The 25,049-nt window shown below is 69.4% G+C and carries 27 protein-coding genes; 11 read left to right on the top strand and 16 right to left on the bottom strand.

Annotated features, from left to right (window positions below; translation table 11 throughout):
• Nucleotides 1-55: 55 nt before the first annotated feature.
• The 4 genes from G6N49_RS01140 to G6N49_RS01125 form a co-directional block, all read right to left on the bottom strand.
• On the bottom strand, nucleotides 56-451 hold the full coding sequence (locus tag G6N49_RS01140) for a hypothetical protein (RefSeq protein WP_011561512.1): 396 nt from the start codon (nucleotides 449-451) through the stop codon (nucleotides 56-58).
• Between the two features lie 56 nt (nucleotides 452-507).
• Nucleotides 508-927 carry a hypothetical protein gene (locus G6N49_RS01135; protein ID WP_011561513.1) on the bottom strand — a complete coding sequence of 140 codons (420 nt, stop codon included), beginning with the start codon at nucleotides 925-927 and terminating at the stop codon, nucleotides 508-510.
• A gap of 116 nt (nucleotides 928-1,043) precedes the next feature.
• On the bottom strand, nucleotides 1,044-2,396 hold the full coding sequence (locus G6N49_RS01130) for a hypothetical protein (protein ID WP_083045631.1): 1,353 nt from the start codon (nucleotides 2,394-2,396) through the stop codon (nucleotides 1,044-1,046).
• A gap of 21 nt (nucleotides 2,397-2,417) precedes the next feature.
• Nucleotides 2,418-3,209 (bottom strand): (2Z,6E)-farnesyl diphosphate synthase, encoded by a 792-nt coding sequence (locus G6N49_RS01125; RefSeq protein ID WP_011768349.1) that lies wholly within the window; start codon nucleotides 3,207-3,209, stop codon nucleotides 2,418-2,420.
• 55 nt (nucleotides 3,210-3,264) lie between these two features.
• On the opposite strand from G6N49_RS01125, the gene trhA reads away from it, so the two are divergent.
• Nucleotides 3,265-4,008: a PAQR family membrane homeostasis protein TrhA gene (trhA, locus tag G6N49_RS01120; protein WP_011561516.1), complete on the top strand. Its 744-nt coding sequence runs from the start codon at nucleotides 3,265-3,267 to the stop codon at nucleotides 4,006-4,008.
• Nucleotides 4,009-4,057: 49 nt separating this feature from the next.
• Here trhA and G6N49_RS01115 read toward each other — a convergent pair whose 3' ends face one another.
• The 4 genes from G6N49_RS01115 to mca are packed head-to-tail and all read right to left on the bottom strand — an operon-like array spanning nucleotide 4,058 to nucleotide 7,580.
• Complete coding sequence (locus G6N49_RS01115; RefSeq protein WP_011856705.1) at nucleotides 4,058-4,417, bottom strand: nuclear transport factor 2 family protein; 360 nt, start codon at nucleotides 4,415-4,417, stop codon at nucleotides 4,058-4,060.
• Between the two features lie 10 nt (nucleotides 4,418-4,427).
• Nucleotides 4,428-6,422, bottom strand: coding sequence for a thioredoxin domain-containing protein (locus tag G6N49_RS01110; RefSeq protein WP_011856706.1), 1,995 nt, complete (start codon nucleotides 6,420-6,422; stop codon nucleotides 4,428-4,430).
• Nucleotides 6,406-6,711: a hypothetical protein gene (locus tag G6N49_RS01105; protein WP_011561519.1), complete on the bottom strand. Its 306-nt coding sequence runs from the start codon at nucleotides 6,709-6,711 to the stop codon at nucleotides 6,406-6,408. Before G6N49_RS01105 ends, G6N49_RS01110 begins: the two co-directional genes overlap by 17 nt.
• Nucleotides 6,708-7,580 (bottom strand): mycothiol conjugate amidase Mca, encoded by an 873-nt coding sequence (gene mca / locus G6N49_RS01100; protein ID WP_011561520.1) that lies wholly within the window; start codon nucleotides 7,578-7,580, stop codon nucleotides 6,708-6,710. The genes G6N49_RS01105 and mca overlap by 4 nt, the downstream gene beginning before the upstream one ends.
• A gap of 139 nt (nucleotides 7,581-7,719) precedes the next feature.
• Here mca and G6N49_RS01095 point away from each other — a divergent pair, with 139 nt between their 5' ends.
• From G6N49_RS01095 to G6N49_RS01085, 3 genes are all read left to right on the top strand, one after another.
• Entirely contained in the window at nucleotides 7,720-8,142 is a 423-nt protein-coding gene (locus G6N49_RS01095; protein WP_011561521.1) for a DUF4307 domain-containing protein, read from the top strand.
• Nucleotides 8,143-8,386: 244 nt separating this feature from the next.
• Entirely contained in the window at nucleotides 8,387-8,881 is a 495-nt protein-coding gene (gene greA / locus G6N49_RS01090) for a transcription elongation factor GreA (protein ID WP_011561522.1), read from the top strand.
• 6 nt (nucleotides 8,882-8,887) lie between these two features.
• A complete protein-coding gene (locus tag G6N49_RS01085; RefSeq protein WP_011561523.1) occupies nucleotides 8,888-9,559 on the top strand; it encodes a GOLPH3/VPS74 family protein in 672 nt (223 codons plus the stop codon).
• Here the strand turns inward: G6N49_RS01085 and G6N49_RS01080 are convergent.
• The gene (locus tag G6N49_RS01080; protein ID WP_011561524.1) at nucleotides 9,551-10,729 is read right to left on the bottom strand and encodes a cystathionine gamma-synthase; all 1,179 of its coding nucleotides are present in this window, start codon (nucleotides 10,727-10,729) and stop codon (nucleotides 9,551-9,553) included. The genes G6N49_RS01085 and G6N49_RS01080 overlap by 9 nt on opposite strands.
• A gap of 42 nt (nucleotides 10,730-10,771) precedes the next feature.
• Between G6N49_RS01080 and G6N49_RS01075 the strand changes: the two genes are divergently transcribed.
• Nucleotides 10,772-11,941: an acyl-CoA dehydrogenase family protein gene (locus G6N49_RS01075; RefSeq protein WP_011768350.1), complete on the top strand. Its 1,170-nt coding sequence runs from the start codon at nucleotides 10,772-10,774 to the stop codon at nucleotides 11,939-11,941.
• 6 nt (nucleotides 11,942-11,947) lie between these two features.
• Here G6N49_RS01075 and G6N49_RS01070 read toward each other — a convergent pair whose 3' ends face one another.
• The 3 genes from G6N49_RS01070 to G6N49_RS01060 all read right to left on the bottom strand — a co-directional run bounded on the left by G6N49_RS01070 (nucleotide 11,948) and on the right by G6N49_RS01060 (nucleotide 15,493).
• Complete coding sequence (locus G6N49_RS01070) at nucleotides 11,948-12,901, bottom strand: DUF2189 domain-containing protein (protein ID WP_163647384.1); 954 nt, start codon at nucleotides 12,899-12,901, stop codon at nucleotides 11,948-11,950.
• A 115-nt stretch (nucleotides 12,902-13,016) separates the two neighbouring features.
• Entirely contained in the window at nucleotides 13,017-14,411 is a 1,395-nt protein-coding gene (locus G6N49_RS01065) for a cystathionine beta-synthase (RefSeq protein ID WP_011856708.1), read from the bottom strand.
• 29 nt (nucleotides 14,412-14,440) lie between these two features.
• Nucleotides 14,441-15,493 (bottom strand): alpha/beta hydrolase, encoded by a 1,053-nt coding sequence (locus tag G6N49_RS01060; protein ID WP_011856709.1) that lies wholly within the window; start codon nucleotides 15,491-15,493, stop codon nucleotides 14,441-14,443.
• Nucleotides 15,494-15,676: 183 nt separating this feature from the next.
• On the opposite strand from G6N49_RS01060, the gene G6N49_RS01055 reads away from it, so the two are divergent.
• Together G6N49_RS01055 and G6N49_RS01050 are read left to right on the top strand one after the other, a co-directional pair.
• Nucleotides 15,677-16,633, top strand: coding sequence for an SGNH/GDSL hydrolase family protein (locus tag G6N49_RS01055; RefSeq protein ID WP_011856710.1), 957 nt, complete (start codon nucleotides 15,677-15,679; stop codon nucleotides 16,631-16,633).
• Nucleotides 16,634-16,665: 32 nt separating this feature from the next.
• Nucleotides 16,666-17,883: an acetyl-CoA C-acetyltransferase gene (locus tag G6N49_RS01050; RefSeq protein ID WP_011856711.1), complete on the top strand. Its 1,218-nt coding sequence runs from the start codon at nucleotides 16,666-16,668 to the stop codon at nucleotides 17,881-17,883.
• A 64-nt stretch (nucleotides 17,884-17,947) separates the two neighbouring features.
• On the opposite strand, the gene G6N49_RS01045 is transcribed toward G6N49_RS01050, so the two are convergent.
• Nucleotides 17,948-18,793, bottom strand: a complete 846-nt coding sequence (locus tag G6N49_RS01045; protein ID WP_011856712.1) for a putative endonuclease domain-containing protein — start codon at nucleotides 18,791-18,793, stop codon at nucleotides 17,948-17,950.
• Nucleotides 18,794-19,007: 214 nt separating this feature from the next.
• Nucleotides 19,008-19,856, bottom strand: coding sequence for a Bax inhibitor-1/YccA family protein (locus G6N49_RS01040; RefSeq protein WP_011561532.1), 849 nt, complete (start codon nucleotides 19,854-19,856; stop codon nucleotides 19,008-19,010).
• A 169-nt stretch (nucleotides 19,857-20,025) separates the two neighbouring features.
• Here G6N49_RS01040 and G6N49_RS01035 point away from each other — a divergent pair, with 169 nt between their 5' ends.
• From G6N49_RS01035 to G6N49_RS01025, 3 genes are read left to right on the top strand one after another with little or no spacing between them, the layout of a single operon-like run.
• A complete protein-coding gene (locus G6N49_RS01035; RefSeq protein ID WP_011856713.1) occupies nucleotides 20,026-21,063 on the top strand; it encodes an enoyl-CoA hydratase/isomerase family protein in 1,038 nt (345 codons plus the stop codon).
• Between the two features lie 19 nt (nucleotides 21,064-21,082).
• On the top strand, nucleotides 21,083-21,856 hold the full coding sequence (locus G6N49_RS01030) for an enoyl-CoA hydratase (RefSeq protein ID WP_011561534.1): 774 nt from the start codon (nucleotides 21,083-21,085) through the stop codon (nucleotides 21,854-21,856).
• Between the two features lie 9 nt (nucleotides 21,857-21,865).
• Entirely contained in the window at nucleotides 21,866-23,563 is a 1,698-nt protein-coding gene (locus G6N49_RS01025; RefSeq protein ID WP_011768351.1) for an alpha/beta hydrolase, read from the top strand.
• On the opposite strand, the gene G6N49_RS01020 is transcribed toward G6N49_RS01025, so the two are convergent.
• Together G6N49_RS01020 and G6N49_RS01015 are read right to left on the bottom strand one after the other, a co-directional pair.
• On the bottom strand, nucleotides 23,560-23,934 hold the full coding sequence (locus G6N49_RS01020; protein WP_011561545.1) for a rhodanese-like domain-containing protein: 375 nt from the start codon (nucleotides 23,932-23,934) through the stop codon (nucleotides 23,560-23,562). The two genes, G6N49_RS01025 and G6N49_RS01020, sit on opposite strands and share 4 nt — an antisense overlap.
• 1 nt (nucleotide 23,935) lies before the next feature.
• Nucleotides 23,936-24,466, bottom strand: a complete 531-nt coding sequence (locus G6N49_RS01015) for a cysteine dioxygenase (RefSeq protein ID WP_011561546.1) — start codon at nucleotides 24,464-24,466, stop codon at nucleotides 23,936-23,938.
• 110 nt (nucleotides 24,467-24,576) lie between these two features.
• Between G6N49_RS01015 and G6N49_RS01010 the strand changes: the two genes are divergently transcribed.
• Nucleotides 24,577-25,026, top strand: a complete 450-nt coding sequence (locus G6N49_RS01010) for a lipoprotein LpqV (protein ID WP_011561547.1) — start codon at nucleotides 24,577-24,579, stop codon at nucleotides 25,024-25,026.
• Nucleotides 25,027-25,049 lie beyond the last annotated feature (23 nt).

The raw sequence follows: 25,049 nt of genomic DNA, 5'->3' as shown, positions 1-25,049 counted from the left end.
CGCAAATGTCCCCGACAGCTCGGCGTGTCGGGGACATTTGTGTCTGCTCGGCAAGTCAGAGGCGGCGCCAGCCCACGTACTGCAGCTCGGCGAACACCGCGGTGTAGACCCCGGTGGCCAGCGTCAGCACCACGCCGACGGTCGTCATCGACCACACGTCGCTGACGACCACGACCACCGCGGCGACGGTGTAGGCCAAGTTGGCCGCGATCACCGCCAGACCCGCGCGGTGCAGCGACGGCAGCGTGGAGAGCCCGAACACCACGAGGCCGTAGACGATGAAGAACGCGGCGAGCGAGTACTCGATGGTCGTTGTGGTGCCGGACCATTCGGCCGCGGTGTCGGCCAGCGGGACCGCGGCGACACCGACGAGACCGGTCAGCACGGCGTCGGCACGCATGGCCAGTCGCAGCAGGCGGTCCCGGGTCTGGGTGGGGGCGGTGACGGTCATTTCTTCTCCTTCGGTGGTGGGTTCATTCGTGAGATCAGGGGGGCCGGGTGCGGGCGTCACACCAGACGGCGCACTCCGAGGTACTGCAGGTAGGCGAGGGCCAACGTCAGCGCGGCGAACGTGGCGGTCATGGCCACCCCCGCCGGGGTCAGCGGCAACCACCCGCCGATGAGCACGGCCGCGACGGCGATCGCGAAACCGACGTTGCCGGCCAGCGCACCGACCCCCACGCGGCGCACGTCGGGTACGGCGGCCAGCACGTAGAGCAGGGCGCCGTAGCCGACGAGCAGTGCGCCGCCGATCCATTCGGCGGTGGCCGACAACCCTGAGAGCCGCGACAGCGGATCGGCGGCCATCGCGACGAACAGGCCGAGCGCCGCGCACAGGGTCGCGTCGGCGCGCAGCGCGAAACGCAGCAGCGAATCGGTGGAGTCGGACAGCGGGCGGGTGAGGACGGAGTTGTGGACGGCGGTCATTGCTGGCTCCTCGGCGTTGAGGCTTCCTCGGACACCACCGATGCTGCGAGAAGCGCACTGCCAGATCGACACCGAACGCTGCCGACTACTGCCAACCGCAGGTCAGCGGGTTCTTGTCAGCCGCGGGCGCTGACCAGATCGCTGCGCAGATCGGCGGCGATCACCTTGGCCGCGGCGGTCTGCCAGTTGTGCAGGGACCGCTGCGGCACCTCGGTGACGAACCACTGCCAGGCCCGCCGGGCGACGGGGTCGAGTCCCGCGGGCGTGGCGTTCTGGGCGTAGGCCCGCACCCCGGCCACGTAGGGGAAGTACAGCGAGTTGTAGTGCCGCCACTGTTCGGTGGTGCCGAAGTCCTCGCCGTCGCGCGGTTTGAGCCGGGCGATCCGCTCGGCGAGCAGTGCGCGCAGTTCGTTGGCCCGCTCCAGCGGCTGATCGGGCGCACCCCGTGCGGCGAGCCGCTCGTCGATGACGGGCAGCGCCGTCAACGGGTTGGCCATCAGCTTGGCGAGGTCGCCGTAGTGCCCGAGCGCGCGGCGGGTCAGCCGGGCGAAGGTCTCGTCGTCGACGTCGTCGAGCGGGTTGGCCGCACGCCGCGGCAGCGCAGCCTCGGTGCGGCGAAGCACCGCCCGGTCGGCGCGCAGGTCCGGGGAATGGGAGAACGCCAGCCGGTCCAGCACCCCGGCCAGCGGATCGGCGAGCACGTTGACCGCGATCGCCAGCGCGAGGCTGGTGAACAGCAGCACCACCAGCGCGGTGCCCGGACCCGCGAGCACCATCCCGACGAGCACCTGACCGCCGAACAGCAGCGCCACCGCCGTGGTGGCGACGAAGGACCGTCGCATGTCGGCCCGCAGCGCCTGCCCCTCGTCGAACGCATCCCAGATCGCCACGGCGACACCGAGCAGGGCCACGTCGAAACCCGTTGACGCCAACGCCAGCCAGCTCGGCACCAGGCCGAGCGGTATCACCAGGATCGCGTTGCCCAGCGCGAAGAACAGGGTCGCGATGACGAGGAAACCCACCACCGGAACGGGTTTCACACCGCGGCGCACCGCGAGCACCATCGCGGCGAGCGCGGAGACCGAGACCGCGGCGAACATCACCCAGTGCCCGGGCCGCAGCGGACCCTCGACGCTGCCGGCCATCGCGGCGCCGGCCAACGCCGCTGCCGCCACGCACAGCACGGCGATCAGCTCACCGGTCCGGCCGCGGGCGGTGTCCGGCGGCCGCGACAGTTCGAGCAGCACCGCGAACCACGCGACGCCCGGTACGACGACGAGGTAGATCTCGACCCGGCCGAGCACGTCGGCGCCGCTGGCCACGCGCACGGCATCGAGGGCCACCACGACGGCGAACCCGGTCAGCCCGACCGCGGCCGACAGCAGGACCGGCTTACGCGGGTTGCGCGCGAGCAGGTACAGCCCCAGCCACCAGCTCAGCGCGAAGACCACGGCGGACAGCGCAGCCATGGCACAAGTGTGGCACGCGTCTCAGGTGCCGTAGCGGCGATCCCGGCGGGTGTAGTCGCGCAGTGCGCGCAGGAAGTCGACCCGCCGGAACGCCGGCCAGTACGCCTCGGTGAACCACATCTCCGAATAGGCGCTCTGCCACAGCAGGAACCCCGACAGCCGCTGCTCACCGGAGGTCCGGATCACCAGGTCCGGATCGGGCTGACCGGAGGTGTAGAGGTTCTCGGAGATCGCCTCGGCGGTGACCGCCTCGACCAACTGCTCCCCCGTGACTCCGTCGGCGAGCTTCTTGCTGAGCAGCGCGCGCACCGCGTCGACGATTTCCTGCCTGCCGCCGTAGGCGACGGCGACGTTGACATGAAAGGCAGTGCCGTTGCCCGTCGTGGATTCCACCGCGTCGCGCAGTCGCCGCGCAGGTTCGTCGCCGAGCAGCGAAAGGTCGCCGACGGTGCGCACGCTCCACCGGTTGGCCGGTGCGCAGATCTCCTCGACGACACCGGTGATGATCTCGATGAGCTCGGCGAGTTCGTCGGCGTCCCGTTGCAGGTTCTCGGTCGACAGCAGATAGACGGTGGCCATCTCGATACCCGCGGCCTGACACCAGCGCAGCATCTCGGCGATCTTCGCCGCACCCACGCGATAGCCGTAACTGACGTCGTCGTGACCGGCGTCACGCGCCCACCGGCGGTTGCCGTCACACAACACCGCAATGTGGCGCGGCAGTTGTGATTTGGACCGCATCAGCTCCTGACGCAACCGCATCTCATAGAGCCGGTATGCAGGCTCCTTGAGACCGCGGGGAATGATGTCCATGAGTATTCAGACTACTGTGGCGGCCGAGTGCCCCAACCGAGTTGACGGAGGTGACATGACGACCCCGTCCACACCGATCGACGCCGACGAGCCGCGTTCGCCGGCCGATCCGGAGGACTTCCCCGAGGCAGTCGCCGAACGGGTGGCACAGTTCATCGGCAAGCCGCGGGCGCGCGGCTGGATCCACGTCTACTCCGCCGTCGTCGCGGTGATCTGCGGGGCGACGCTGGTGTCGGTGTCGTGGGCGGTCGTGTCCACCCGCGCGGGGATCGCGACGCTGATCTACACGCTCACGATCGTGGCGATGTTCGCCGTCAGCGGGACCTATCACCGGGTGAACTGGCGTTCCCCGGTGGCGCGCAAGTGGATGAAACGCGCCGACCACTCGATGATCTTCATCTTCATCGCGGGCAGCTATACACCGTTCGCCCTGCTGGCCCTGCCCGAGGGCAAGGGCATGGTGCTGTTCTGGATCGTGTGGGGCGGTGCGCTCGCCGGAGTGCTGCTCAAGATGTTCTGGCCGTCGGCCCCGGCGTGGGTCGGGGTGCCGCTGTACCTGCTGCTCGGCTGGGTGGCGGCCTGGTTCATCGGCCCGATCATGGACGGCGCGGGGGTCTCCGCGGTGGTGCTGCTGATCGTCGGCGGCGCGCTCTACAGCATCGGCGGGGTGCTCTACGGGCTGAAGTGGCCCAATCCGTGGCCGACGACCTTCGGCCATCACGAGTTCTTCCACGCGTGCACCGCCGTCGCGGCGATCTGCCACTACATCGCGATGTGGTTCGCGGTCTTCTCGAGCTAGGCGATTTCGGCGTGCGCGGTCGCGCCCAGCGCGACCCAGCACGCCGAAATCACAGCTGGGTGACGTCGTCCGGACCCCAGTAGGCCTTCATCGAGGCGATCTGCCCGTCATGGTTGAACGTCATGATCTCGATCGGTTCGATGCGCATGGCGCCGCCGACGGTGATCGCGAACAGGAACGCGGCCTCGTTACCGCCGACGCGGATCGTCAGCAGTTCGGTGCTGATCTCGACGCCGTCCGTGTTCTTGTAGAAGCCGGCGATCGCGTGCCGTCCGATGTGCACCTCGCCTCCGCCGACGGGGTCCTCCAGCGTGGCGTCCTCGGCGTACAGCGCGGCGACATCGTCGGCGGTGCCGGAGGCGACGGTGTCGAGGTAACGCTGAACCAGGGCTTTGGGGTCGACGGCCATGTGCCGCAGGTTACACGGTGAGCGCGGCGGCCAACTCGTCTTGGGTCGTCACCGGGAGGTCGCACACCCGGCCCCGGCAGACGTACGCGGCGTCGGCGCCGCGGACACGGTCACGGTCGGTCAGCAGTTCCGACGAGCCCACCGGACCGCCCACCACGATCGCCCCACCCGGTGCGAGTACCCGTGCGGCAGCCAGCAATTCGGAGGCGGCCGGGTCACAGGCCACCGCGATCTGGATCGGTCCGCGGACGGCGGCCTCGGCCACCGCGAGCCAGTGCCCGCCGGATCGCGGCGCCCGTTCGAGGATCAGCGCCGCGGTGGCCAGCGTGGCGTCGGCGGCAGCGCCGTACCGCCCGGCCCGCGACGGCGGCGCCAGGTGCGCGGCCAGTTGCAGCGCCTCGGCGATCAGCGACGCACCCGACGGTGTCGCACCGTCAAACGGATCCGAGGGCCGCAGCACCAACGCCTCGGCGTCGTCGGCGGTGTCGAACCAGTACCCGTCGCGCTGCGGGTCGGCGAAGTGGTCCAGCGCGACATCGACGAGGTGCAGACCGGTCTCGAGCCACCGCGCTTCCCCGGTCGCCTGGTGGACGGTGAGCAATCCGGTGGCCAGCGCGGCGTGGTCTTCGAGGATCGCCGCGCTCTCCCCCACCCGGCCGCCGAGGCTGGCGCGGCGCAACCGGCCGTCGACCACGTGCAGATCGACGACGGCACGTGCGCAACCCGTTGCGGCGTCGAGCAATTCGGGGTCCCCGAGGGCGACGGCGGCCTCGGCGAGTGCGGTGATCGCCAGCCCGTTCCACGCGGTGACGACCTTGTCGTCACGGCCGGGCTGCGGACGGGTCGACCGCGCGGCCCGCAGCGCGGTGCGCACCCGTTCCAGGCGCGCCGGGTCGTCCGCGTCGGCAAGTAGTTGCAGCACCGAGGTGCCGTGTTCGAACGTCCCGGCGTCGGTGACACCGAAAACCGTTGCGGCCCAGCTTCCGTCGTCGTCGCCGAGCACGTCGCGAAGCTGCGCGGGTGTCCACGCATAGGTGAGGCCCTCGACGCCATCGGCATCGGCGTCGAGCGACGAGGTGAACATCGCGTCCGCACCCAGGTCGTGGATGAGGAACCGGGCCGTCTCACCGGCCACCCGGCGGGCCAGCGGAGCACCCGTGCGACGCGCCCAGTGGGCATACGCCCGCAGCAGCAGCGCATTGTCGTAGAGCATCTTCTCGAAGTGCGGCACCACCCATTCGGCGTCGACGCTGTACCGCGCGAAGCCGCCCGCCAACTGGTCGTAGATACCGCCGCGGGCCATCGCGGTCGCGGTGCGCTCCACGGTGGCGAGCGACTCCGGCGACCCGGTGCGCTCGTGGTGGCGCAGCAGGGCCTCCAGCAGTGCCGACGGGGGGAACTTCGGCGCATCCCCGAAACCGCCGCGGGCGGTGTCCTCGTCGCGCAGCACCGCGGCGACCGCGGCGTCGCAGAGTTCCGGCCGCACCGGCGGTCCGCCCCCGGGGAGCCCGCCCGCCATGTTGCGCAGTTCGCCGGCGATGCGGTCGGACGCCTCCTCCACCTCACCGCGACGTTCCCGCCACGTTTCGGCGACGGCGGCCAGCAACTGCAGGAAGTTCGGTTTCGGGTAGTACGTGCCGCAGAAGAACGGCCGCCCGTCGGGGGTGAGGAAACACGTCATCGGCCAACCGCCCTGACCGGTCAGCGCGACGGTGGCGTTCATGTACACCGCGTCGAGGTCCGGCCGCTCCTCGCGGTCGACCTTGATGCACACGAAGTCGGCGTTGGCGGCGGCCGCGACCTCGTCGTCCTCGAACGATTCATGGGCCATGACGTGACACCAGTGGCAGGCCGCGTATCCGATGGACAGCAGGATCGGCACGTCACGTTCGGCGGCCTCGGCCAGCGCGGCCGGGGTCCACTGACGCCAGTGCACCGGGTTGTCGGCGTGCTGGCGCAGGTAGGGGCTGGTGGCCCCGCCGAGTTCGTTACCCGCCGGACTCACGCGGGGGGTTCCCGTTCTCGGCAACGCTGCGGGGGCCCGCGCCGGGATCGCCACCGAGGTCGACGGTGCCGTCGTCCACGGCCTGATCGGGTTCGGGATGTTCGGGGTCGAACGACTCCGGTAACCGCTTGAGGTGCCGGTTCATCGACCACACCAGCAGGAAGACCGCGACCAGAAGTGCCGCGACGATGAGCAGACCGAACGGGCTGGCCTTGCCGAAGTCCGGGCCGGTCTCGCGGGGCTGCTCCTGGGCCAGCCATTCCGTCGCCAGCAACACCGTCTCGATCATCGGTCCACCTCGACGCCCTCGAAGAGATCGGTCTCGGGCAGGGTGACCGGAATGCGTGAGCGGGCCAGTTCGAACTCCTCCGTCGGCCAGAGCCGTTCCTGCCACTCGAGCGGCGCCGCGAAGAAGAAGCTGTTCGGGTCGATCTGGGTGGCGTGTGCCCGCAGCGCATCGTCACGCTGCGGGAAGTACTTCGCGCACTCCACCCGGGTGGTCACCCGCTTGGCGAAGATGTCGCGGTCGGGGTTCCAGTGCTCGAGCCATTTCGCGAACGGCCCTTCGAGCCCGTGCTTGGCGAACTCGTCCTGCAGCGTCTGCATGCGATCCCGCAGGAACCCGTGGATGTAGTACAGCTTCGACACGTTCCACGGCTCACCCGCGTCGGGGTACCGCAGGTAGTCGCCGGCCGCCTCGTACGCGGCCACCGACACCTCGTGGCAGCGGATGTGGTCCGGGTGCGGATAACCGCCCGTCTCGTCGTAGGTCGTCATCACGTGCGGCCTGAACTCCCGGATGACCCGCACGAGCGCCTCGGTGGACTCCTCGAGGGGAGCCAGCGCGAAACAGCCGTCGGGCAGCGGCGGCAGCGGATCACCCTCGGGCAGTCCGGAGTCGACGAATCCGAGCCAGCGGTGTTCGACGCCGAGGATCTCGGCGGCCCTGGCCATCTCGTCACGCCGGATCTCGGCCATCCGGCCGTGCACCTCCGGAATGTCCATCGCCGGGTTCAGGATGTCGCCGCGCTCACCACCGGTCAGCGTCACCACCATCACGCGGGCGCCCGCGTCGGCGTATTTGGCCATGGTGGCGGCACCCTTGCTCGACTCGTCGTCGGGGTGCGCATGCACCGCCATCAAGCGCAGTTCACTCATCTCATCTCATCTAACTACGGCATCGTCGCGACTATGCCCCGGGCAGTTTCGGGCCCGGGCTCGTCTTCGAGGTCGCACCCGTTGCGCTCTATAGTCTCAGTCCTGACAGAGCACGCCGACCGACGGGCACCCCAAACGCATGATCGAACGTCCCGCCGCCCGTTACGGGCGGCAGCGGGTCTCACGCCGGACGCGTCGGCTGGTGGCCGCCGTCCTGGCCGCCGGCGTGGTCGTCGCGGGGGTGATCCTGGCGATCGTGGCCTCCCAGCGGTTGGGCACCCAGGAGGTCGAGGGTGAGCTCGGGGCCTACCGGATCATCGACGACCGCACCGTCGAGGTGACGGTCAGCGTCACCCGCGAGGACCCTTCGCGACCCGCGGTGTGCATCGTGCGGGCGCGGTCCAAGGACGGGAGCGAGACCGGCCGTCGCGAGATCCTCGTGCCACCGTCGGAACAGGCGACGGTGCAGGTCACGACGGTGGTCGAAGCCAGCAAACCGCCGGTGATCGGAGACGTCTACGGATGCGGGCTCGACGTGCCGCCCTACCTGGTGGCACCGTAGCGCGTGGCGCCCGGCGAACGAACGACAGCGAAATCGTGAACGTCCGCTGACGCGTCGGTGGTAGGATCGACCGGTACACGGTTCCGGCTGGGGCCGTGTATTGCTGCATTTACACGCATCTTCGTGCCGGGGGAGGCACGAGTCGGGGGCTGCAGCGATACACGCCACGAGCGCCCGGCCCTCGACCCCAAAGACTTCGTACGCGAACACAGCGCGAGACAACGACGACAGGAGCGCGAAGGACATGACTGACACTCAGGTCACGTGGTTGACCCAGGAGTCATACGACCGGCTGAAGGCGGAGCTGGACCAGCTGATCGCCAACCGCCCCGTCATCGCCGCCGAGATCAACGACCGCCGCGAGGAGGGCGACCTCCGCGAGAACGGCGGCTACCACGCCGCCCGCGAGCAGCAGGGTCAGGAAGAGGCGCGCATCCGCCAGCTGCAGGAGCTGCTCAACAACGCCAAGGTCGGCGAAGCGCCCAAGCAGTCGGGCGTCGCACTGCCCGGCTCCGTGGTCAAGGTGTACTACGACGGTGACGAGAAGGACACTGAGACGTTCCTGATCGGCACCCGTGAGCAGGCCGTCAACGACGGCAAGCTCGAGGTGTACTCCCCCGCGTCGCCGCTGGGCGCCGCGTTGATCGACGCGAAGGTGGGCGAGACGCGCACCTACACCGTCCCCAGCGGCAGCACGGTCGAGGTCACCCTCGTCAGCGCGGAGCCGTACCACTCCTGACGGTCCATGGCGCGCATCGCCGAAGACCTGTTACTGCTGCTGCTGGACAACGCGTCCGCGCAGCCGTGCCTGGACAAGCCGCGCCGCGAGCGGGTACTCGCCGCCGCGGTGCTTCTCGACCTCGCACACGCGTGCCTCATCCGGCCCGCCGTCGACGGTGACCCCGCGCCGGCCGGCCGGCTCGTCGCCTTGACGCCCCGCGGCCCGCTCGACCCCGTCGCCGAACCGGCCTTCCGGCTTCTGCAGCGCCGCGCCCTGCGCCCGCCGGTGGCGATCGACCGACTGCGCAGGCACACCGAGGACGCGCTGCTCGCCCACCTGGAGGCCACCGGCCAGATCGGTCGGGTCGAACTGCCCGGTAAGCGGAGTAAGCGGATCGGCCACCAGTACGGGTGGCCGGTGGCCAACCGCGACCGGGCCGCGCACTCCCGCTCCCAGGTGCTCTCGGCGCTGTTCGACCGCACACCGCCCACCCCCTCGACGGCGGCGGTCATCACGCTGCTGCACGCGGTGGACGGGCTGGGCGCGCTGCTGAGCCTCAACGACCGGGGCTGGCGGTGGGTGCACGGCCGGGCCGGTGAGATCTCGCTCGGCAGTTGGGTCGACGAGTCGCCGACCGGGCTGGCCGAGGTGAACCTCGCGGTCACCGCGGCGGCGCTGCGCGCGGCGTTAGGCTAGCGCCTGCTCCAGGTCGGCGATCAGATCCGCGCGGTCCTCGATGCCGACCGACAGCCGCACCAGATCCTCGGGCACCTCGAGTTGGGATCCGGCGGTGGACGCGTGCGTCATCGCACCCGGATGCTCGATCAGCGACTCCACCCCGCCCAGCGATTCGGCGAGGATGAAAATGCCTGTGCGGGCGCAGAATTCGCGAGCCGCCTTGGGCCCGCCGTGTAGCCGCACCGACACCATGCCGCCGAACCCGCTCATCTGCTTGGCGGCCACGTCGTGGCCGGGATGGCTGGGCAGACCGGGATAGAGCACCGTGTCGATCGCCGGGTGGCCGTCGAGGAATTCGGCGACCGCCGCAGCGTTCTCGCTGTGTCGCTGCATCCGCACCACCAGCGTCTTGAGTCCGCGCAGGGTGAGGTAGGCGTCGAACGGTCCTGGGACGGCGCCCGATCCGTTCTGCAGGAAGGCGAACGCCGTGTCGAGTTCCTCGTCGTTGGTCAGCAGCGCGCCGCCGACCACGTCGGAGTGTCCGCCGATGTACTTCGTGGTGGAGTGCAACACGATGTCCGCGCCGAGCAGCAACGGCTGCTGTAACGCGGGCGAGGCAAAGGTGTTGTCCACCAACACCTTCAGCCCCGATTCGGCCGCGATGCCTGCGATACCGGCGATGTCGGCGATCGACAGCAGCGGGTTGGTCGGCGTCTCGACCCAGATCATCTTGGTCTGCGGGGTGATCGCCGCCCGGACGGCGTCGAGGTCCGACAGCGCGACCGCCGTGTAGCTGATGCCCCACTGGGAGAACACCTTGTCGATCAGCCGGAACGTGCCGCCGTAGGCGTCGTCCGGGATGACGAGATGGTCACCGGGGCGCAGCACCGCGCGCAACGCACAGTCGGTGGCGGCCATCCCGGAGGCGAAGGCCCGGCCGTACCCGGCTTCCTCCACCGCGGCCAGCGCCGACTCCAGGGACTGCCGCGTCGGGTTGCCGGTGCGGGCGTACTCGAAGCCGCCCCGCAGCCCTCCGACACCGTCCTGGGCGAAGGTCGAGCTGGCGTAGATCGGCGTGTTGACCGCACCGGTGCGGGGGTCGGGGGCGTACCCGGCGTGGATGGCCTTCGTGGCGAGTCCAGTGGCGAGTCCGTGGGCGGGTCCGTGGGCGCTGCGCTGTTCAGTCATAACACCGTCGAGCCTATCGAAGCGCCGTGTAGACATGGGTTCATGACGGTACGTATCGACGATCTGCTGGACACCGACGCCATGCTCGCCCCCGAGGAACGCGAGCTGCGTCAGACCGTGCGCCGCTTCGGTGAGCAGCGCCTGCGCCCCCACGTCGGCGAGTGGTTCGAGGCCGGTGAGGTGCCGGTGCGCGAGCTGGCCTCCGAGTTCGGCAAGCTCGGTCTGCTCGGCATGCACCTCGAGGGGTACGGCTGCGGTGGGTCGACGGCCACGGCCTACGGGTTGGTGTGCCAGGAACTCGAGGCCGTCGACAGCGGGCTGCGCAGCATGGTCTCGGTGCAGGGTTCGCTGGCGATGTTCGCGATCCACAAACACGGAAGCGAGGAGCAGCGCAAGCAGTGGCTGCCCGCGATGGCCACCGGCGACGTGATCGGTTGCTTCGGCCTCACCGAACCCGATTTCGGATCGAATCCCGCGGGGATGCGCACCACCGCGCGCCGCGACGGATCCGACTGGATCCTCAACGGGTCGAAGATGTGGATCACCAACGGTTCGGTCGCCGACGTCGCGGTGGTCTGGGCGCGAGCCGAGGAGGGCATCCTGGGGTTCGTCGTCCCCGCCGGCACCGAGGGCTTCTCGGGGCGGGAGATGAAGCACAAACTGTCCCTGCGGGCGTCGAACACCTCGGAACTGCACCTCGACGACGTCCGGCTGCCCGCCGAGGCCCAGCTCCCCGACGCGCGCGGGCTGTCCGGCCCGTTGGCGTGTCTGTCGGAGGCGCGGTTCGGCATCGTGTTCGGCAGCGTGGGCGCGGCCCGGGACTGTCTGGAGACGACGCTGGACTACGTCGGCAGCCGCGAGGTGTTCGACAAACCGCTGGCGGCCTACCAGCTGACCCAGGCCAAGATCGCCGACATGGCCGTCGAACTGGGTAAGGCGCAACTGCTCGCGCTGCACCTGGGCCGGCTCAAGGACGAGGGGCGGATCCGTCCCGACCAGGTCAGCTTCGGCAAGCTCAACAACGTCCGCGAGGCGCTGGCGATCGCACGCCAGTGCCGCACCCTGCTGGGCGCCAACGGGATCACGCTCGAGTATCCGGTGCTGCGCCACGCCAACAACCTGGAGTCGGTGCTGACCTACGAGGGCACCTCGGAGGTGCACCAGATGGTCATCGGGGAGGCGCTGACCGGGGTCAGCGCCTTCCGCGGATGACGTGGGCTACTGCTTGGGTGCGACCTGACCGCCGGTGAGGACGCGGTAGGTGTAGACGAGGATCAGCGTGGCGACGGGGGCGGCCACCAGTAGGCCGACACCGCACAGCAGGGCTCCGACGAACACCGTCACGACCATCACCAGCCAGGCCAGGAAGACGCTTCCGAAGTTCCCCTTGCTGATGTCGAAGCTGGTCTTGACGGCCTCGATCGGCGCGAGGTTGCGGTCGAGCAGGCTGACCACCGTGAACATCAACATGATGCTCGCGATCAGGCCGGGGATGACGCACAGCAGGAAACCCACCGTGGTGATGACGCCGACGATGAGGCCCGCGATGATGACGCTGCCGATGTTGCGCGGCCGGAAGAAGGACCCGATGGAAACCTCTCGCCCGTCGGCGATGTCGAGCATGCCGCCGAGGTAAGCGGATTGCACGGCCGCGGCGACCACGAGTGAGATCAGCCAGCCGATGAACGCGACGATGATCCCGGCCGGGCTGTCGATGGTGTAGGAGAACTCGAAGCCGCTGCCGTCGGACATGTAGTTGGTGGAGTCACCCGGATCCACCGCCGCCGACAGCGTATTGGTCAGCGCCTGGATGACGATGATGATGAGGCCGTAGGCCAGGGTGGCGACGAGGAGCGGAACGGCGTTCTTGCCGAACTTGTTCCACGCCCACGAGAAGGCCTCGCCCACGCTGTAGCCACCGGGCCCGAAGCCGGCGGGCGGGTAACCACCCTGGGGCCCAACGGGATAACCGGCAGGCGGGTAGTTGCCCTGTGGGGGTGGCGGATACCCGCCCTGCGGCGGCGGCGGTGGCGGGTAGCCACCGGGGGGCGGCGGCGGATAACCGCCCTGGGTGGGCGGAGGCGGGTAGCCACCGGGCGGCGGGGGCGGCGGGTAACCGCCCTGAGGCGGCGGCGGATAGTTTCCGGGCGGTGGGGGAGGTTGGTCGGTCATGGTCGCTCTCCGATGTGCGGTCAGCTGTGAACGAGCGAGCTAACAGTACCGAAGATCACGCCCGGCGCACCGGATTCACCACAACGGCAGAAGGCATGGCCGCCATGGCATCCCACTAACGCCGCGTGCTGCCGTCCGACAGGAAGCCGAGCAGGTCGTGGCGGGTGACCACACCGACCGGTTTACCCTCCTCGACCACCATCAGCGCATCGCATTCGCGCAGGGTCTTGGCGGCGGTGCTGACCAACTCGCCCGCCCCGATGAGCGGCATGGGCGGGCTCATGTGCTCGGCCACCGCATCGGCCAGCTTGGCGCGGCCTTCGAAGACCGCCGACAGCAGCTCGCGTTCCGAGACGCTGCCCGCGACCTCACCGGCCATCACGGGTGGTTCGGCGCCGACGACGGGCATCTGCGAGACGCCGTACTCGCGCAGGATCCCGATGGCGTCGCGCACCGTCTCCGACGGATGGGTGTGCACCAGGTCGGGCAGCTCACCGGACTTGCCGCGCAACACATCTCCGACGGTCGGCTGTTCGATCGACCCGTCCAGCCGGTTGCGCAGGAATCCGTAGGACGACATCCACGAGTCGTTGAAGATCTTCGACAGGTAGCCGCGGCCGCCGTCGGGCAGCAACACCACCACCAACGCGTCCGGACCGGCCTTCTGCGCGACCTCGATCGCGGCCACCACGGCCATCCCGCACGAGCCGCCCACCAGCAGGCCCTCCTCGCGGGCCAACCGGCGCGTCATGTCGAACGAGTCGGCGTCCGAGACGGCGATGATCTCGTCCGGCACGGCGGGGTCGTAGGCCGACGGCCAGAAGTCCTCGCCGACACCCTCGACCAGATACGGGCGACCGGTGCCTCCGGAGTACACCGAGCCCTCGGGGTCGGCGCCGATGACGCGGACCTTCCCGCCGGAGACCTCCTTGAGGTACCGCCCGGCGCCGGTGATGGTGCCGCCGGTGCCGACGCCGGCCACGAAGTGGGTGACCTTGCCGTCGGTGTCGCGCCAGATCTCCGGCCCGGTGGTCTCGTAGTGGGACTCCGGCCCCATCGGGTTGGAGTACTGGTCGGGCTTCCACGCGCCCTCGATCTCGGTGACGAGGCGGTTGGAGACGCTGTAGTAGCTGTCCGGATCGTCGGGGGCCACCGCCGTCGGGCACACCACCACGTCGGCGCCGTAGGCGCGCAGCACGTTGCGCTTGTCCTCGCTGACCTTGTCGGGGCAGACGAAGATGCACTTGTAGCCGCGCTGCTGGGCGACCAGCGCGAGCCCGACGCCGGTGTTGCCCGATGTCGGTTCGACAATGGTGCCGCCCGGTTTGAGCTCACCGCTGGCCTCGGCGGCGTCGATCATCTTGACCGCGATCCGGTCCTTGGAGCTGCCGCCGGGGTTGAGGTATTCGATCTTCGCCGCGACCGTGCCAGCCCCCTCGGGGACAACAGAATTCAGCTGTACCAGAGGGGTGTTGCCGATGAGCTCACTGACGTGCTGGGCGATGCGCATGACTCCATCGTCCCAGGCGCGCCGAACGACTACCAGGTGGCCTCTCGTATGTACTCACCGATCTGGCGCAGCGAACGCTGCGCCTCCGACACCAGCGGCGCCCCGAGCTGGAAGACGTGCATCTGCCCCGGCCACACCCGGACCTCGACCGGGACGCCGGCGGCGGCCAGCAGACGCGCCGCCTTACGGGCGTCGCTGATGAGCACCTCGGAGCCGGACACGTGGATCAGCGTGCGCGGCAGCCCGGGTTCGATGTGGTCGAGCGGTTCGTACACCGGCTCGGGACGGCCGTCGACGAGATGCTTCTCGGCGGCGTGCTCGATGAGCTCGACCAGGGCGTGGAACGCCCGCTGCGGGAACATCGCGTCGCTGCGGACGTTCGGGTGGTTGGCGCGGGCCTCGTTGTCGAGCTCGAACAGCGGGGACATGGTGACCACCGCGGCGGGGGTCTCGTCCTCGAGCTGCAACCGCTCGGCGAGGGCCAGCGACAGGTATCCACCCGCCGAGTCACCGGCCAGCACGATCTGGTCGGGTTCGTAGCCCTTGCGGCGCAGCCACAGGTAGGCGTCGTAGCAGTCGTCGACGGCCTGACCCACCGAATGCTTGGGGATCATCCGGTAGTTGACGACCAGCGCCGGGCTGTCAGCGAACTTCGACAGCGCCGTCACGAGCCGGCTGTGCGAGTTGACGCCACACGTCAGGAAAGCGCCGCCGTGCATGTAGAGGATCACGCTGCGCTTGCCGTCGGCCGGCAGGACGCCGGGCGCCCGCACCAGCTGGGCGGTGCAGTTCTGCAGGCCGATGGTGGCGCGGACGGTGCCCGGGGCCGGGCGCAGGGCGCGGCAGGCAAAGTCGACGGCACCCCACGGCCAGGGCATCTTCGGTGCGAGGCTACCGATCGTCAGCGTGGGCTTGATCGTCATCATCGCCGCCAGCGACATGAGTCGCGCGGGGATGCTCGGGCCGTCTTCGACCACCTCGACCGTTGCGCCGTCGCTGACCGGGAAGCGCCGCGGCTTCTGCGGTCGACCCGCCCGGAGGCCAGCATACGAGGAGCTCGGGACCCTACTCGGTGCCGTCATCGCCACCACCTTCTACGCCGTTGTAGTGCCAGGTGTGCTCAGCTACTCAGCCGATCTCCGTAACTCAGCTTCGCACTTGTAACCGATATCACAATGGTCTAAACAAATTTCGTACCGGGTTTGATACCGCACCGTGATCGCCGGTCGGGGGTCGCCACGCGGGCGGTCCCTAAACTGTCAACTGTGCGCGCATCACGCGGTGCCCTGGCGGCTGCGGTGGCGGCCACGCTCGCATCGACTGGCTCCGCCTACATCGGGGTGCGAAACCTGCTCACCGGACAGGCCGACCAGGCCCGCCAGGTCATCCCGAAGTCCTGGGACGTGCCGCCGCGCGCGGACGGCGTCTACTCCCCCGGCGGTGGTCCCGTCGAGAAGTGGCACCGGGGTGACCCGTTCGACCTGCATCTGATGATCTTCGGCGACTCCACCGCGACCGGATACGGCTGCCGCACCGCCGACGAGGTGCCGGGCGTGCTGATCGCGCGCGGCCTGGCCGAGCAGTCCGGTAAGCGCATCCGGCTGAGCACCAAGGCGATCGTCGGCGCCACCTCCAAGGGCCTGTCCGGTCAGATCGACGCGATGTTCGTGGCCGGACCGCCGCCGGACGCCGCCGTCATCATGATCGGCGCGAACGACGTCACGGCGCTCAACGGCGTCTCGCAGTCGGCGAGCAGGCTCGGCAAAGCCGTCGCCCGCCTGCGGGCCAGCGATGCGGTCGTCGTCGTGGGCACGTGTCCGGACTTCGGCGTGATCACCGCCATCCCGCAGCCGCTGCGCACGGTGGCCCGGGCCAAGGGGTTGCGCCTGGCGCGGGCACAGGCGGCGGCCGTACGCGCCCAGGGTGGCGTCCCGGTGCCGTTCTCCGACCTGCTCGCACCGGAGTTCTACAAACAGCCCGACGTGCTGTTCTCCGACGACATGTTCCATCCCTCGGCGGCGGGTTATGCCCTGGCCGCCAGCCAGTTGCTGCCCGCGCTGTGCGTGGCGCTCGGGGAGCACAGCCCGACCGGGGCGTCGGAGCAGGCGTTGCCGACCCGGGCCGCGGACGTCAGCACATTGCTGGCCAAGCTGGGCGGGATCACCCGGCTGTGGCGGCGCACCACCGGGGTGCCCGCTCCGGTCATCGCATCCCCAGGCTAGGTTTCACCTAGCCAGCGAAACGAGGAGCCGTCATGCCTGAAGCCGTCATCGTCTCGACCGCGCGTTCGCCGATCGGCCGCGCCAACAAGGGGTCGCTGGTCGACATGCGGCCCGACGACCTCGCCGCCCAGATGGTGCGCGCCGCGTTGGACAAGGTGCCCTCGCTGGACCCGCGCGACATCGACGACCTGATCATGGGCTGCGGTCAGCCCGCAGGCGAGTCCGGCTTCAACATCGGCCGCGCGGTGGCCGTGCAGCTGGGTTACGACTTCATGCCGGGCACCACCGTGAACCGGTACTGCTCGTCGTCGCTGCAGACCTCCCGGATGGCGTTCCACGCGATCAAGGCCGGCGAGGGCCACGCGTTCATCTCGGCGGGCGTCGAGACGGTGTCGCGCTTCGCGAAGGGCAACGCCGACGGCTGGCCCGACACCAAGAACCCGAAGTTCGCCGAGGCCCAGGAACGGTCCAACCAGGCCGCCGCCGGGGGCGACGAGTGGCACGACCCCCGCGAGGACGGCAACCTGCCGGACGTCTACATCGCGATGGGCCAGACCGCCGAGAACGTCGCGCTCTTCACGGGCGTCAGCCGCGAGGACCAGGACCACTGGGGGGTGCGTTCGCAGAACCGCGCCGAGGAGGCCATCAACAACGGCTTCTTCGAGCGGGAGATCTCGCCGGTGACGCTGCCGGACGGCACGGTCGTGTCCAAGGACGACGGCCCGCGCGCCGGTACCACCTACGAGAAGATCAGCCAGCTCAAGCCGGTTTTCCGGCCCAACGGCACGATCACCGCCGGTAACGCCTGCCCGCTGAACGACGGCGCCGCCGCCGTGGTCATCATGAGCGACGAGAAGGCCCGCGACCTGGGCCTGACGCCGTTGGCGCGCATCGTCGCGACCGGGGTGTCCGGGCTGTCGCCGGAGATCATGGGCCTGGGTCCGATCGAGGCCGTCAAGAAGGCGCTGGGCAATGCCGGGATGGGCATCGCCGACATCGACCTCTACGAGATCAACGAGGCGTTCGCCGTCCAGGTGCTGGGCTCCGCGCGGGCGCTGGGCATGGACGAGGACAAGCTCAACGTCTCGGGCGGCGCGATCGCGCTGGGGCATCCGTTCGGTATGACCGGCGCCCGGATCACCGCCACGCTGCTGAACAATCTGCAGACCCACGACAAGCAGTTCGGTCTGGAGACGATGTGTGTGGGCGGCGGTCAGGGCATGGCGATGATCATCGAACGGCTCTCCTAACCCTTTTCGTTGACTCTGCGCTCACGGCGCAAACGTGCGAGTGGCGAATGCCGTCAGCGCAGAGTCAACTGGTGCGTAGCCGCCAAGCGCGGGTCACGCGGCGGATCACGTCGGCTTCCCGGCTGCGCGCCGCCACCCTGACGACGTGCCAACCCGCCGCCGCGATGTCCTCTGCACGCTGGATCTCGTAGGCGAAACGGTCCTTCGTCGTCCGGTGGTGGTCACCGTCATACTCGACGGCCAACTCGAGGTCTTCCCAACCCATGTCGAGGTAGTAGGTGGTGTGGCCGTCGGGGGCAGGGACCGGGATCTGGGTTCGCGGGCGTGGAAAGTCGTGGCGGATCAACAGCAGGCGTAACCACGTCTCCTTCGGCGATTCGGCGCCGACGTCCACGAGATCGAGCGCCTTCTCCAACTGGCGCAGGCCCCGCGTATGGGGATGCGCTGCGGCGAGCGCCTCGATGTCGCCGACCCCGACATCGGTCGCCCGGATCAAGGCGTCGAGCCGGGCCACTGCCGCGGTGAGCGGACCCCGCCGGCCGAGGTCGAATGCGGTGCGATCGGCAGTCGTGACCGGCAGACCGTCGAGTGTCGCAACCTCGCCGTCGAGAAGTGCGTCCGCGCGGGTGACGACGCCCGGTGGGGTTCGTGCATTTCGCCAGATCAACTCGACCGGGACGTCGTCGTCGATCCATTTCGCGCCATGCAGCGCGGCAGCTGGCAGTCCCGCGACGACACCTTCGCGCCGCGTCCACAACCATGCCGACACCGTGCGTTGACGCAGCGACGGCTCCGCCCGCCGATCGACGTAGACGTCCGGCATGATCGCCCGGTGGTAGCGGCGAAGCTCGTACCGAGTGAGCCGTCCATCCGCCAACGCCTCGGATCCGATGAAGGGCAGATCGTCCATGGCCGAAGTGTCGTGACGGCCGCCGACGCGCCGTTCGTCGTTTCACAGCCCACAGCTCGGCATGTGGACGAATCGCGCACTGTGCATACCGCCCCGCGTCGACTCTGCGCTGGAGGCGCGAAAGTGCGGGTGGCGAACGCCGTAGGCGCAAAGTCAACGCCATGCAATAGCAGAAAGCCCGGCACCACCGGTGCCGGGCTTCCCTAGAGGGCTGCTAGTCGTTCTGGAAGTAACTGAGCAGCCGCAGGATCTCGATGTACAGCCAGACCAGCGTGACGGTCAGGCCCAGGGCGACGCCCCACGCGGCCTTCTCCGGCGCACCGGCGCGGATCATCTGGTCGGCGGCGTCGAAGTCGATCAGGAAGCTGAACGCCGCGAGGCCGATGCAGACCAGCGAGAAGATGATGGCGATCGTGCCGCCGCTGCGCAGGCCCATGCCCTCGCCGCCGCCCACACCGAACAGCGCGAGCACGAAGTTGCCGAGCATCAGCACCAGCACGCCGAACAGGCCGGCGACGATCATGCGGGTGAACTTCGGGGTGACGCGGATGGCGCCGGTCTTGTAGACGACGAGCATGCCGAAGAACACACCGAACGTGGCGAGCAGCGCCTGGGTGATCAGCGCGCCGGCATTACCGCCGGCGACGATGACGTTGCCGAACAGCCACGAGATCGCGCCCAGGAACAGACCTTCCAGGCCCGCGTAGGTCAGCACGACGCCCGGGTTGTCCTGCTTGCGGCCGAAGGTCGCGATCAGGACGACCACCAGGCCGCCGATGGCGCCGATCATGGTCAGCGGGCCGGCCAGCGCCGGGTTCATGCCGACGAGGAAGTAGGAGACGACGGCGACGGCCGACAGCACGGCCAGCGTGATGCCGGTCTTGGTGACGACGTCGTCGATGGTCATCGGCCGGGCGACGCCGGTCTGCTCCGGGTACTGCGTCGTATACGGCTCAGCGTGTACCTGCTGGGCACCGTAGCCGGCGGCTCCGGTACCGAATGTCGCGTATCCGCCCTGCGTCTTCGGCAGGGAGCGGAATACCGGGTTGCTGCTCTCGCGCACCGTCGGGTCCTCTCATAGGTGGTTCGATGACGAACACACGATCAACGATCGACGGTCCGGCATGAGTTCCCGAAATCGGTGTCAAGATCTCACAGGAACTTCCCAGGACAGTCGAGCGAAACCTTACCCGTCGTGCGCCGGGCACGGGCGACGATCTACATTGCTTCCCGTGGCGGAAAACGAGGATGTCCTAGTTTCTGTGGAGAACGGCGTTGGCCTCGTCACGCTGAACCGGCCGAAGGCGATCAACTCGCTGACCCACGGCATGGTGACCACGCTGGCCGACGCGCTGCACGCCTGGGAGAAGGACGACGGTGTCCGGACCGTCCTGCTCACCGGCGCCGGCGAACGGGGTCTGTGCGCGGGCGGCGACGTGATCGCGCTCTATCACAGCGCCAAGGCCGGCGGCGCGGACGCGCGGCGGTTCTGGTTCGAGGAGTACCAGCTCAACTCCTACATCGGCGGCTATCCCAAACCGTATGTGGCGGTGATGGACGGCATCGTCATGGGCGGCGGCGTCGGGGTCAGCGCGCACGGCGACGTGCGGGTGGTCACCGACACCACGAAGATGGGCATGCCGGAGGTCGGCATCGGCTTCATCCCCGACGTCGGCGGCACCTACCTGCTCTCCCGCGCCCCCGGCCTGCTCGGCCTCCACGCCGCGCTCACCGGCGCCCCGTTCTCCGGGGCCGACGCGATCGCCATGGGGTTCGCCGACCACTTCGTCCCCCACGACCAGCTCGACGCCTTCAAGGCCGCGGTCGTCGCCGACGGGGTCGACGCCGCGCTGGCCGCCCACACCACCGAGCCGCCGCCCAGTCAGCTCCTCGCCCAACGTGACTGGATCGACGAGTGCTACGCGGGTGACACCGTCGCCGACATCATCGCCGCCCTGCGCGGCCACGCCGCCGGCCCGGCCAACGACGCCGCCGACCTCATCGCGTCGCGCTCGCCCGTCGCGCTGGCCGTCACGCTCGAATCCGTCCGCCGGGCAGGCCGACTCGACACACTGGAGGACGTGCTCCGCGACGAATACCGCGTCTCGTGTGCGTCGCTGCGCTCACACGACTTCGTCGAGGGCATCCGCGCCCAACTGGTCGACAAGGACCGCAACCCGAAGTGGTCGCATCAGTCGGTCGACGAGGTCACCGCCGCGGACGTCGACGCCTATTTCGCACCCGCCGATCCCGAACTCACCTTTCCCTGACGACCCCTAAGGAGCAGCCATGGACTACGAGACCATCCTCGTCACCCGCGAGGGCCGGGTCGGCACGATCACGCTGAACCGCCCCAAGGCGCTCAATGCGCTCAACTCGCAGGTGATGGCCGAAGTCACCACAGCGGCAGCCGAATTCGACTCCGACGAGGGTATCGGCGCGATCGTCGTCACCGGCAGCGAGAAGGCCTTCGCGGCGGGCGCCGACATCAAGGAGATGGCGAGCCTGTCGTTCGCCGAGGTGTTCACCTCGGACTTCTTCGCGCTGTGGGGCAAATTCGCCGCCACCCGCACCCCGACCATCGCCGCCGTGGCGGGTTACGCCCTGGGCGGCGGATGCGAGCTGGCGATGATGTGCGACATCCTCATCGCCGCCGACACCGCGAAGTTCGGCCAGCCCGAGATCAAGCTGGGCGTGCTGCCCGGCATGGGCGGATCGCAGCGGCTGACCCGCGCGATCGGCAAGGCCAAGGCGATGGACCTGATCCTGACCGGCCGCACGATCGGCGCCGAGGAGGCCGAGCGCAGCGGTCTGGTGTCACGGGTGGTGCCCGCCGACCGACTGCTCGACGAGGCCAACGAGGTGGCCGCGACGATCGCGGGGATGTCGCGCAACGCATCCCGGATGGCCAAGGAAGCGGTCGACCGTGCCTTCGAGTCCACGCTGACCGAGGGCCTGCTCTACGAACGCCGGCTCTTCCACTCCACCTTCGCGACCGAGGATCAGAAGGAAGGTATGGCGGCGTTCAGCGAGAAGCGCCCGGCCAACTTCACGCATCGCTAGATTGCACGGGTGACCGACACCGCGCAGACCGTCGAGGAGACGCCTCCGCAGGAGACCCCACCGCCGAAACGGGCCTGGTGGCTGCGGCATTACACGTTCTTCGGCACGGCCACCGGCCTGGTGTTCGTGTGGTTCTCGCTCACCCCGTCGCTGCTGCCGCGCGGTCCGCTGTTCCAGGGCCTGGTCAGCGGCGGCGCCGGTGCGGCCGGCTACGCCATCGGCGTGTTCGCGGTGTGGCTCACGCGTTACATGCTCTCCCGGGACACCAGCCCGCCTGCCCCGAAATGGGCGTGGGTGGCACTGGTCGTGGTGGGCGTCGTCGGCCAGGTGCTGATGATCGTGTACTTCCACGTCTGGCAAGACCAGATCCGCGATCTGATGGGTGTGCCGCGGATGGGCTTCTGGGACCATCCGTTGACCGCGGTGCTGGCGATCGTCGTGCTGTTCGCCCTCGTCGAGGTGGGTCAGCTGATCCGGCGTCTGGTCGTCTTCCTGGTCCGGCAGCTCAATCGTGTTGCCCCGCCGCGGGTCTCGGCGGTGGTCGTGGTGGCCCTGCTGCTCGCGCTGTCGATCGCGCTGCTCAACGGCGTCGTGGTCCGCGGTCTGATGAGCGCGATCAACAACACGTTCGAGACGGTCAACGACGAGACCGATCCCGACACCCCCGCGCCGGAGAGCCCGCTGCGTTCGGGTGGTCCGCAGTCGTTGGTCAGCTGGGAGTCACTCGGTCACCAGGGCCGCGTCTTCGTCTCCGGGGGGCCGACGGTCGCCGAGCTCAGCGCCTTCAACGGTGCACCGGCGATCGAACCGATCCGCGCGTATGCCGGGCTCAATTCGGCCGACGGCATCCGGGCGACGGCCCGGCTGGCCGCCGAGGAACTGCTGCGCACCGGCGGGCTGAACCGCGCGGTCGTCGCGGTCGCCACCACCACCGGCACGGGGTGGATCAACGAGGCGGAGGCCTCGGCGCTGGAGTACATGTTCAACGGCGACACCGCGATCGTGTCGATGCAGTACTCGTTCCTGCCCAGCTGGCTGTCGTTCCTCGTCGACAAGGAGAACGCCCGACAGGCCGGACAGGCGTTGTTCGAGGCGGTCGACGCGTTGGTGCGGGAGATGCCCGAAGCCCAGCGCCCCCGCCTCGTCGTCTTCGGTGAGAGCCTCGGATCCTTCGGCGGCGAGGCGCCGTTCCTCGCCCTCAACAACCTGATCGCGCGGACCGACGGTGCGCTGTTCTCCGGGCCCACGTTCAACAACACCATCTGGAACGAGCTGACCCGGCAGCGCGATCCCGGCTCACCGCAATGGCTGCCGATCTACGACAGCGGGGAGAACGTCCGGTTCGTCGCCCGCCCCGACGACCTCGACCGGCCCGACCGGCCCTGGGGCACACCGCGGGTGGTGTACCTGCAGCACGCGTCCGACCCGATCGCGTGGTGGAACCCCGACCTGTTGTTCGCCCGGCCGGACTGGCTGAAGGAGCCGCCCGGTTACGACCGCACCGCCCGGATGAAGTGGATACCGGTGGTGACGTTCCTGCAGGTGTCGGCGGATATGGCGGTGGCCGTCGACGTCCCGGACGGACACGGCCACGTCTACGTCAGGGACGTCGTCAACGGGTGGGCGGCGGTGCTCCAGCCGCCCGGGTGGACGCCGGAGAAGACCGAGCGGCTTCGGCCGGTGCTGCACTCCGACGAGAACAGTTAGACGAGAACGCCTTCGGCCTCGAGCGCGTGGTAACCGCCGACGACGTCGGTGGCCCGGTGCAGGCCGAGGTCGAGCAGCGACGCCGCGGCGAGGCTGGACGTGTAACCCTCCGAGCACAGCACCACCCACTCGACGTCGTCGTCGACGGCCTGCGGTATCCGCGCGTCGCTGGTGGGGTCGCAGCGCCACTCGAGCACGTTGCGCTCGATCACCAGCGCGGCGGGCACCTCGCCTTCGCGAGCACGCTGGGCCTGCGGGCGGATGTCGACGAGCACCGCGCCGCGGGCGAGCGCGGCGGGCACCTCGGCGGCGGGCATCCGGCGCAGCCTGGCGCGGGCGTCTTCGAGTATCCGGTCGATGCGGCTGGTCATGTCAGCCCTCCGGGGATTCGGTCAGCTCGGTCCGGTTGCGCCGCAACGTCTTCCGATCGGTGACCTCGTAGTAGGACATGGCGGTCAACGGCGGTGAGTAGGCGTGCACGCTCAGCGTGGGGCCGGTGGTCGTGTCCGGCGCCCACACCACGTCGTGCACCCAGCCGAGCGGGAACGCGGCCTGATCGCCGGCCGCGAGCCGCCGTTGCCGCAACCCTTCACCGTCCCAACGGGTTTCGGACAGCGACCCGGACAACACGGTGAGCGCACCGAGTGAACCGCCGTGGTCGTGCAGTTCGGTCGACCGTTCGGGCACCCAGCTGATCAGCCAGATGTCGAGTTCGTCGTCACCGTGCAGCCGCGTGTACCAGCGGTCGTCGGTGGGGACGCCGCCGCGCGGCAGCAGGTGGTCGTAACGCCCGTTGAGCACGTCGTCGGCGCCGCGGTCGGTGGCATGCAGCAGATCGGGCAGGCGCAACCGGGTGGGGGCGGAGACAGCGGGAACGGCAGGGGCAAGGGTGTGCACGGACATGCGGGAAACTCCAGGAGGCAGACGGGTCTGAGGGTGGGCGTCAGGCCCGACAACACTCCAGAACCGCGGTCCGCTCCATCACGGCGGCCAGTGTTGCATAGATTGGGCGCATGCGCAGATGCCTGCCCCGCCTCTTCGCGGCCGCCACCCTCGCCGGCGCTCTGGCGCTCGCGGCCTGTTCGTCCGGCGGTGACGACGCCTCGACGCCATCGTCATCGCAGGCTTCCTCGCAGGTGGAGGCGTCGCCGACCACGACGGAGGCCCGTAGTGCGGCGCCCGGCGCGGTCGAGGTCTCCCCCGGCGGGGTGACGACGGCAGTGGGCGCCCCCGCCGAGTCCACCGAAGATGAGTACTTCCAGGCGTGCAACACCGCCCGGCAGTGGATGGCCGGCCGCGGCGGTGACCTGAAAGCCCAGCTGGAGCCGTATCTGGCCGAATTGCAGGGCACCGACTCCGCGGGTCCGGGAACGTTCGGCACACCGTGGTCGAAGCTCCCCCCCGGACGTCAGTCAGCGGTGATCGTGGCCGCGGAGGCCGCCGCCGACGAACTATGCGGCTGACTTCGAATCACGGTGCACGAAAA

Origin of the sequence: Mycolicibacterium monacense, from assembly GCF_010731575.1 — a bacterium.
GTDB lineage: Bacteria > Actinomycetota > Actinomycetes > Mycobacteriales > Mycobacteriaceae > Mycobacterium > Mycobacterium monacense.
The sequence above is the reverse complement of the archived record's forward strand: the minus strand, read 5'-3'. Positions and strand labels throughout refer to the sequence as shown.